The organism is Rahnella sp. P4_A8 (assembly GCF_056402435.1).
This window is the reverse complement of sequence record NZ_JBFUHK010000095.1, coordinates 1-7,777: the sequence shown is the minus strand read 5'-3', so window position 1 is coordinate 7,777 and position 7,777 is coordinate 1. Positions and strand designations below refer to the sequence as shown.

Genomic DNA, 7,777 nt, shown 5'->3' with positions numbered 1-7,777 from the left:
GTCATGTAGTTGCCGTGAGCCCTCAAATGAAGGCTCTAAAAATTAACCCTGATGGTTAACTTTCATCTTTTCGTTGCTGGAGCCGTCGTAAAGACCGATCCCGCCGGGTGTGTTCCCTGCTGAGATCCAGCAAAACTTCTTCAATGAACGCCAGGTGACGGTGAGATGCGGCACGCGCTATTTCTGGTTCCCGTGCAACAATCGCCTCGAAAATACTGGCGCGGTGGTTGCTTACCGTCGCCAGCATTTCCCGGCGTGAGTAAAGCAATTCAAAGTTCTGTCGAACGTTCTTCTCGAGCATCGGCCCCATACAGCGAACCAGATGCAGCAGCACCACATTATGGGCTGCTTCTGTTACAGCGACCTGATACTGCATAACCGCGTCGGCTTCTGCGTCCAGATCTCCGCTGTCTTGTGCGGTCTGAATGACCACGTGACAATCGCGAATGCGCTGCAGATCTTCCTCTGTGCCACGAAGCGCCGCGTAATACGCAGCGATACCTTCAAGGGCGTGTCGTGTTTCAAGGAGATCGAATTGTGATTCAGGATGGTCGGCCAGTAACTCAGCCAGCGGATCACTCACGCTTTGCCACAGGTTACTTTGTACGAAAGTACCACCACCCTGACGGCGCAGGAGTAGCCCCTTCCCTTCCAGGCTTTGGATTGCCTCTCTGAGAGAAGGTCGCGATACATCAAACTGTTTGGCAAGTTCGCGCTCTGGCGGAAGCTTTTCCCCGGGTCTCAAGGTGCCTTCGAGGATCAGAAACTCAAGTTGCTGCTCGATCACATCGGATAACTTAGGCTGTCGGATTTTGCTGTAAGCCATATATGTGCGGTTCTCTGCGAGTAGCGACTCTGTTAAGTTGCCGGAGTCAATTGGTAATACCAATTTAAAAAACGTGGCCGTAAAGTAACAAAGTATTCACCTTGTGTCCATATGGCTACCCAGTAAATGCGTCGACCCCGCACATTTTAACAAATTTTTATCATTTATCTTTTTTACCCGGCCTCAGATCACATTTTATGGATCCTGAACAAATTTACAGTCAATTTGGCTATTTGTTATGCAGATGATGCATAAACCCCGTGCAAACTTTTCCGCATAACATTATTCTTGCCCGAACGGTAGATGATCCTGATTTTTAGGCACAATCCAGCCGTAAATAATTAGATACAAAAAGTGTAATTATCGCCTTACATTCTCTCTAACACACAGAATGTTATGGGTTTTGCCCCAATGACAGAGGACAGGTAAATGGTTGATCAACAACAAGGCGATGAGCTGAAGCGCGGTCTCAAAAACCGGCATATCCAGTTGATTGCATTAGGTGGGGCCGTCGGTACAGGGCTGTTTCTGGGCAGTGCTTCCGTCATTCAGTCCGCAGGGCCGGGGATTATTCTCGGTTATGCCATTGCGGGTTTTATCGCATTCTTAATTATGCGTCAGTTGGGTGAAATGGTGGTTGAAGAACCGGTTGCCGGTTCATTCAGTCATTTTGCCTATAAATACTGGGGCGGATTTGCGGGTTTTGCTTCCGGCTGGAATTACTGGGTGCTGTACGTTCTGGTCGCGATGGCCGAACTGACTGCCGTCGGTAAATATATTCAATTCTGGTGGCCGGAAATCCCGACATGGGCTTCTGCTGCGGTTTTCTTCGTGCTGATCAACGCTATCAACCTGACTAACGTTAAAGTGTTTGGCGAGATGGAGTTCTGGTTTGCGATCATCAAAGTGGTTGCCGTGGTGGCGATGATTCTGTTCGGTGGCTGGCTGCTGTTCAGCGACACGGCAGGCCCTCAGGCAACAGTTCGCAACCTGTGGGAGCAAGGCGGTTTCCTGCCCCATGGCATGACCGGGCTGGTGATGATGATGGCGATCATCATGTTCTCTTTCGGTGGCCTGGAACTGGTCGGGATTACTGCTGCTGAAGCGGATAATCCGGAAACCAGCATTCCTAAAGCAACCAATCAGGTTATCTACCGTATTCTGATTTTCTATGTGGGCTCACTTGCCGTCCTGCTTTCCCTGATGCCATGGACCCGTGTCGGGCCGGATACCAGCCCGTTTGTGCTGATCTTCCATGACCTGGGTGATGCACTGGTAGCGAATGCTCTGAACGTGGTGATCCTGACGGCAGCGCTGTCGGTTTATAACAGCTGTGTTTACTGCAACAGCCGCATGTTGTTTGGTCTGGCTCAGCAAGGCAACGCGCCTAAAGCATTGCTCAACGTCGACAAGCGCGGCGTGCCGGTGGCTTCTATCCTCGTTTCTGCTGCCACCACAGCGCTGTGTGTTCTGATTAACTACCTGATGCCGGGTGAAGCGTTTGGTCTGCTGATGGCTCTGGTGGTGTCTGCACTGGTGATCAACTGGGCGATGATCAGCCTGGCGCACATCAAATTCCGTCAGGCGAAACGTCGTGAAGGCGTGGAACCTAAGTTCAAAGCGCTGCTGTATCCGCTGGGTAACTATATCTGCCTGCTGTTTATGGCGGCAATTCTGGTGATCATGGCTATCACCCCGGGCATGGCGATCTCCGTATGGCTGATCCCGGTGTGGCTGGTAGTTCTGGCCATCGGTTACTGGGTCAAAAATCAGCAAAGCGGGAAATCCGTTAACGCTTAAGTATTCGTTTTAAAATTGAAACGAAAAAGCGCCCCGGTTAAGTGAAGACTTACCGGGGCGCTTTGTTAGGTACGTCACATTTCCTCCCGTATGACCAAAATGTCCATCTTCATGACTCTTACCTCCTGACCCCTCTTCCCTTCTCCGGCCAATACTCAGGGCTAACAAACAGTTTTTTAACAAAATCCTTTTATCCACAATCCGGAGAGAACATCCATGAAGGAAGGCGCACTGTCGTTCAAAGAGAAAGTGGCGTACGGAATGGGGGATGCGGGCTGCAATATGATTGGCGGCGCCATCATGCTGTTTCTTAATTATTTTTACACAGATATCTTCGGTTTAGCCCCGGCACTGGTTGGCGTATTGCTGCTATCAGTGCGTGTTATCGACGCCGTCACCGACCCGATCATGGGCGCGATTGCTGACCGTACCACCACCCGCTGGGGACGATTCCGCCCGTATTTGTTATGGGTTTCGGTGCCATACGTACTGTTCAGTGTGCTGATGTTCACCACACCAGAATGGAGTTACAACAGCAAAGTTATCTATGCGTTTGTAACCTACTTCCTGATGTCCCTGACTTACACCGCCATCAACATTCCCTACTGCTCGCTGGGCGGCGTCATTACAGCCGATCCGCATGAGCGTGTTGCCTGCCAGTCTTACCGCTTCTTTATGGTAGGGATCGCGACGCTGATCCTGTCTTCCACCTTACTGCCGATGGCCGACTTTTTCGGTGGCGCAGACAAAGCCAAGGGCTATCAGATGTCGATGGGGGTGATGGCAATCATCGCGCTGTTCATGTTCCTGTTCTGCTTCAGCTCGGTAAAAGAACGTATTCAGCCTGCGGTACCGTCAAAACATGCCTTAAAATCTGACCTGAAAGATGTGTGGAAAAACGACCAGTGGGTACGCATCCTGCTGCTGACGTTCTGCAACGTGTGCCCGGGCTTTATCCGTATGGCAGCCACTATGTATTACGTCACCTGGGTAATGGAAAAATCCACATCCTTTGCCAGCATGTTTATCAGCCTCGGCGTGGTGGGCATGATGATCGGCAGTGCACTGGCAAAACCGCTGACCGATAAATACTGCAAACTGAAAGTGTTCTTCTGGGCCAATATCATCCTGACCATTTTCTCCTGCGGATTCTATTTCCTCGACCCGCACGCCACCACGCTTATTCTGGTAGCGTACTTCATCCTCAACATCATGCACCAGCTCCCTTCCCCGCTGCACTGGTCGCTGATGGCCGACGTTGACGATTACGGCGAATGGAAAACCGGCAAACGTGTTACCGGCATCAGCTTCTCCGGTAACCTGTTCTTCCTGAAATGCGGACTGGCGGTAGCGGGCGCGATGGTCGGCTTCCTGCTCTCCGCGTATGGCTACAATGCCAGCGCAACGCAGCAAAGCGACCATGCCATCAACGGCATCATGTTGTTGTTCACCGTCATTCCTGGCGTGGGCTACCTCATCACTGCCGGTGTTGTACGCTTACTGAAAGTTGATCGCGAAACCATGCGTACCATTCAGGCAGATCTGGAGATTCGCCGCCGTAATTACCGCGAGCTGAATGAATATCACGACGAGAAAAATGCACAGGACGCAGAAGCACTCAGCGTCCCACTGACCAGCAAGGAGCTGAAACATGAGTAATTATCCCAACCCGCTGATTGAGCAACGTGCAGATCCGCATATCTGGCTGCACAGCGACGGAAACTATTACTTTATCGCATCAGTGCCTGAATATGACCGGCTGGAGATCCGCCGCTCGCCAACGCTGACAGGGCTTGCCGACGCGCCAGCCACCATTGTCTGGCATAAACCTGATACCGGCCCGATGAGCGCACTTATCTGGGCACCGGAGTTGCATTTTATCGACGGACAATGGGTGATCTATTACGCGGCCGCCCCCTCACAGGAGATTGTTGACGGCTTATTCCAGCACAGAATGTATGCGCTGGTGTGTGAAGAGGCGGATCCGCTCACAGGGAAATGGCAGGAGAAAGGCCGGATCCAGACGCCGATCGACAGCTTCTCGCTCGATGCCACGCACTTTGAGCATCAGGGCAAAAGCTATTATCTGTGGGCGCAGAAAGACCCGGAAATTCGCGGAAACTCCAATTTGTATCTGGCCGAAATGGAAAACCCGTGGACGCTGAAATCACCGCCCGTCATGCTCAGCAAGCCGGAGCTGGACTGGGAAATCATCGGTTTTTGGGTTAATGAGGGGCCGGCGGTGATCAAACACGGTGATAAAATTTTCATTACCTATTCCGCCAGCGCCACCGACGAAAATTACTGTATCGGCCTCCTCACTGCAGACATCAACAGCAATCTGATGGATCCGGCGAGCTGGCATAAATCCCAGCGTCCGGTATTCACCACGCAGGCCCAGAACCGGCAGTTCGGGCCGGGACATAACAGCTTCACTCGCAACGAACAGGGCGCAGACGTGCTGGTATATCATGCCCGAAACTACACTGAAATTGAGGGTGATCCGCTGTACGACCCGAACCGGCATACGCGCATTAAAACCTTCCGCTGGGACGAGAATGGCATGCCCGATTTCGGAGAACCCGCCGCCGATAACCGTCCGCTGACGTTACAAAAACAGCACTGACAAAAAGCAAAAAGCCCGGACACTAAAAATGTACCGGGCTTTTTTATGCAATATCGGATGATAAAAGAGAATTAAATCAAGGTGCCGTAAATCGTCAGCAGCGCTACAACCACCAGGATTATCATCGTCACTTTACGCGCGAGGCTCACAGCAGCGCGAGGTGTCTGTACCGGATCGGTATGCGGATCGCGCGCCAGAGAGAACTGCGCCAGCCGCGTTAATACATGGTATTGCGAAGAGTGAATATCGCCCAGCGAAGCAAACCAGGCCGGTAAGGCTTTCTCGCCATGACCAAGCAATGCATAAGCCACGCCGGCCAGACGAACAGGGATCCAGTCGAGAATATGTAACAGGGCATCCACGCCGGACTGCGAACGTTTCAACGGCGGCATATGGCGCGCCAGCCAGGTCTGGTAACCGCGCAATACGGCATAACCGCCCAGCGCTATCGGTCCGTAAGGCCCACAAACCACGAACCAGAACAACGGCCCGAGATAGTAACGGTAGTTAATCCAAAGCAGCGCATTTTGCAGCTCTCTCAGCCGGGCTTCTTCGCTGCAATCTGTCGGCAACCCGTGGATCAAGGCCAGCTCTTCTGCCATTTCCTTACAGGCATCAGCATCGCCCTGACGGGCGGACTTAAGGTAGGCACGGTAATGCTTGCGTTTGATGCCAGCGCCAATACACAGCAGACATAAAATCACCCAGAAAATCAGGGTTGGCACCCCGAAGAAGATCCCCTGCACTGCGCGCAATACTGCCCAGATGATCACCATCCAGACAATCGTAATGACCAGCGTTTTAGCCAGAGAAGCCTGCCGGCCGCGGCGGAAAATCACCTCAAACCGATGATCCAACTGCCAGTGTTCACCCAGTTTGAACAAGCGTTCCCAAGCCAGCACCAGGAGCAAAGTAAATAACGTCATCGATTGTCACTCTCTCTAAACACATCACACCCGTAAAAACGAAACCGAAAACCGGTTAATTACAGGTCAGAAAGGTCATTCTGCCCTACCGGCAGCGCTAACAGCTTGCGATAAAATGCCCAGTCGAATTCAGGGCCGGGATCGGTCTTACGCCCGGGGGCAATATCACTGTGTCCGGTAATTGCCTCAAGACTAATGGGATAATGCTTCATTAACAACTCAGTAACGGCAACCAGGTTGCGATATTGCGCATCAGTAAAAGGCTCAAAATCCGTCCCTTCCAGCTCAATACCAATCGAAAAATCATTACAGCGCTCACGCCCCCGCCAGCTGGATACACCCGCATGCCAGGCGCGTTTATCAAAGGGCACATATTGCACAATCTCGCCATCACGACGAATTAAACAATGCGCAGCAACGCGTAAGTGACTGATCCCTTCAAAATAAGGATCATCCTGCGGATTCAGTGTACCGGTAAACAATTGATCAATATAAGGACCGCCGAATTTTCCAGGCGGCAAACTGATGTTATGGATCACCAGCAATGAGGGAATTTCATCTTCAGGACGGAGATCAAAATGAGGGGAAACGACCTGCCGGGCTTCTGTTATCCAGCCTTGTTTTAAGTGCATCAAAGACCTCAATGATGTGCTCAGGTGGTACTTATCACAGCAACAGGGTAGCATGTTTTTTTGTCCTTCTTATCCGCCATTTCGGAGTATTTGTATGTCTACCCGCAGCTACAGCCGTGAAAGTCGCCGCGCACAGTTACTCGAACGTATCCAGAATGATATTCCTTCTCTTGTTACTCAGGCTCTCGGTGAGGATCTTGGGGGCGAAGCCAATGCCAACAATGACTTAACTGCTCAACTGTTGCCGCAAGACAAAAATGCTAACGCCACCATCATTACCCGCGAAGCCGGTATTTTCTGCGGCCAGCGCTGGCTGGACGAAGTCTTTCTCCAACTGGCAGGCGATAAAATCACCGTCAAATGGCATGTCAAAGACGGCGACCACGTTTCTGAAAACCAGACCTTATGTGAACTCTCAGGCTCCGCACGCATGCTGCTGACCGGTGAGCGCACCGCTCTTAACTTCGTGCAAACCCTGTCCGGTGTGGCAACCGAAGTGAATCACTATGTGAAAATCCTTGATGGCACAAAAACTCAGTTGCTCGATACCCGGAAAACCTTGCCTGGCCTGCGTACGGCACTGAAATATGCCGTGTTATGCGGTGGCGGAAGCAATCACCGCCTTGGTCTTGCCGATGCATTTCTGATTAAAGAAAACCACATCATTGCCTGTGGCTCGATAAAAGCCGCCGTAGAACGCGCCTTATGGATCCACGCCGACGTGCCCGTCGAGGTAGAAGTCGAATCCATGGATGAACTTCAGCAGGCGCTGGATGCGGGTGCTGACATTATCATGCTGGATAACTTCACTGTGCCGATGATGCGTGAAGGCGTTGCCATCACCGCAGGCCGTGCGCTACTYGAAGTCTCCGGTAACGTGACGGAAAAAACGCTCCGCGAATTCGCGGAAACCGGCGTGGATTACATTTCTGTCGGCGCGCTGACCAAGCATGTCAGAGCCATGGAT

7 protein-coding genes are annotated in these 7,777 nt (G+C 51.9%); 4 read left to right on the top strand and 3 right to left on the bottom strand.

Annotated elements, in window-relative coordinates:
- Positions 1-55: 55 nt before the first annotated feature.
- On the bottom strand, positions 56-826 hold the full coding sequence (gene pdhR / locus AC1DUO_RS22475) for a pyruvate dehydrogenase complex transcriptional repressor PdhR (protein WP_013576986.1): 771 nt from the start codon (positions 824-826) through the stop codon (positions 56-58).
- Positions 827-1,255: 429 nt separating this feature from the next.
- On the opposite strand from pdhR, the gene aroP reads away from it, so the two are divergent.
- From aroP to AC1DUO_RS22460, 3 genes are all read left to right on the top strand, one after another.
- The gene (gene aroP, locus AC1DUO_RS22470; protein WP_015690460.1) at positions 1,256-2,626 is read left to right on the top strand and encodes an aromatic amino acid transporter AroP; all 1,371 of its coding nucleotides are present in this window, start codon (positions 1,256-1,258) and stop codon (positions 2,624-2,626) included.
- A gap of 216 nt (positions 2,627-2,842) precedes the next feature.
- Positions 2,843-4,285 (top strand): glycoside-pentoside-hexuronide (GPH):cation symporter, encoded by a 1,443-nt coding sequence (locus tag AC1DUO_RS22465; protein WP_013576988.1) that lies wholly within the window; start codon positions 2,843-2,845, stop codon positions 4,283-4,285.
- Positions 4,278-5,252 carry a glycoside hydrolase family 43 protein gene (locus AC1DUO_RS22460; RefSeq protein ID WP_037033411.1) on the top strand — a complete coding sequence of 325 codons (975 nt, stop codon included), beginning with the start codon at positions 4,278-4,280 and terminating at the stop codon, positions 5,250-5,252. Before AC1DUO_RS22465 ends, AC1DUO_RS22460 begins: the two co-directional genes overlap by 8 nt.
- Positions 5,253-5,323: 71 nt before the next feature.
- Here the strand turns inward: AC1DUO_RS22460 and ampE are convergent, their stop codons facing one another.
- Together ampE and ampD are read right to left on the bottom strand one after the other, a co-directional pair.
- Positions 5,324-6,178, bottom strand: a complete 855-nt coding sequence (gene ampE / locus AC1DUO_RS22455; protein ID WP_013576990.1) for a beta-lactamase regulator AmpE — start codon at positions 6,176-6,178, stop codon at positions 5,324-5,326.
- A gap of 59 nt (positions 6,179-6,237) precedes the next feature.
- Complete coding sequence (ampD, locus tag AC1DUO_RS22450; protein WP_013576991.1) at positions 6,238-6,810, bottom strand: 1,6-anhydro-N-acetylmuramyl-L-alanine amidase AmpD; 573 nt, start codon at positions 6,808-6,810, stop codon at positions 6,238-6,240.
- Positions 6,811-6,904: 94 nt separating this feature from the next.
- Between ampD and nadC the strand changes: the two genes are divergently transcribed.
- A partial coding sequence (gene nadC, locus AC1DUO_RS22445) for a carboxylating nicotinate-nucleotide diphosphorylase (protein ID WP_477988821.1) occupies positions 6,905-7,777 on the top strand: 873 nt, incomplete at its 3' end.

Coding starts and splice junctions, on each gene's coding strand:
- pdhR (WP_013576986.1), bottom strand. CDS start 826: ATGGCTTACAGCAAAATCCGACAGCCTAAGTTATCCGATGTGATCGAG.
- aroP (WP_015690460.1), top strand. CDS start 1,256: ATGGTTGATCAACAACAAGGCGATGAGCTGAAGCGCGGTCTCAAAAAC.
- AC1DUO_RS22465 (WP_013576988.1), top strand. CDS start 2,843: ATGAAGGAAGGCGCACTGTCGTTCAAAGAGAAAGTGGCGTACGGAATG.
- AC1DUO_RS22460 (WP_037033411.1), top strand. CDS start 4,278: ATGAGTAATTATCCCAACCCGCTGATTGAGCAACGTGCAGATCCGCAT.
- ampE (WP_013576990.1), bottom strand. CDS start 6,178: ATGACGTTATTTACTTTGCTCCTGGTGCTGGCTTGGGAACGCTTGTTC.
- ampD (WP_013576991.1), bottom strand. CDS start 6,810: ATGCACTTAAAACAAGGCTGGATAACAGAAGCCCGGCAGGTCGTTTCC.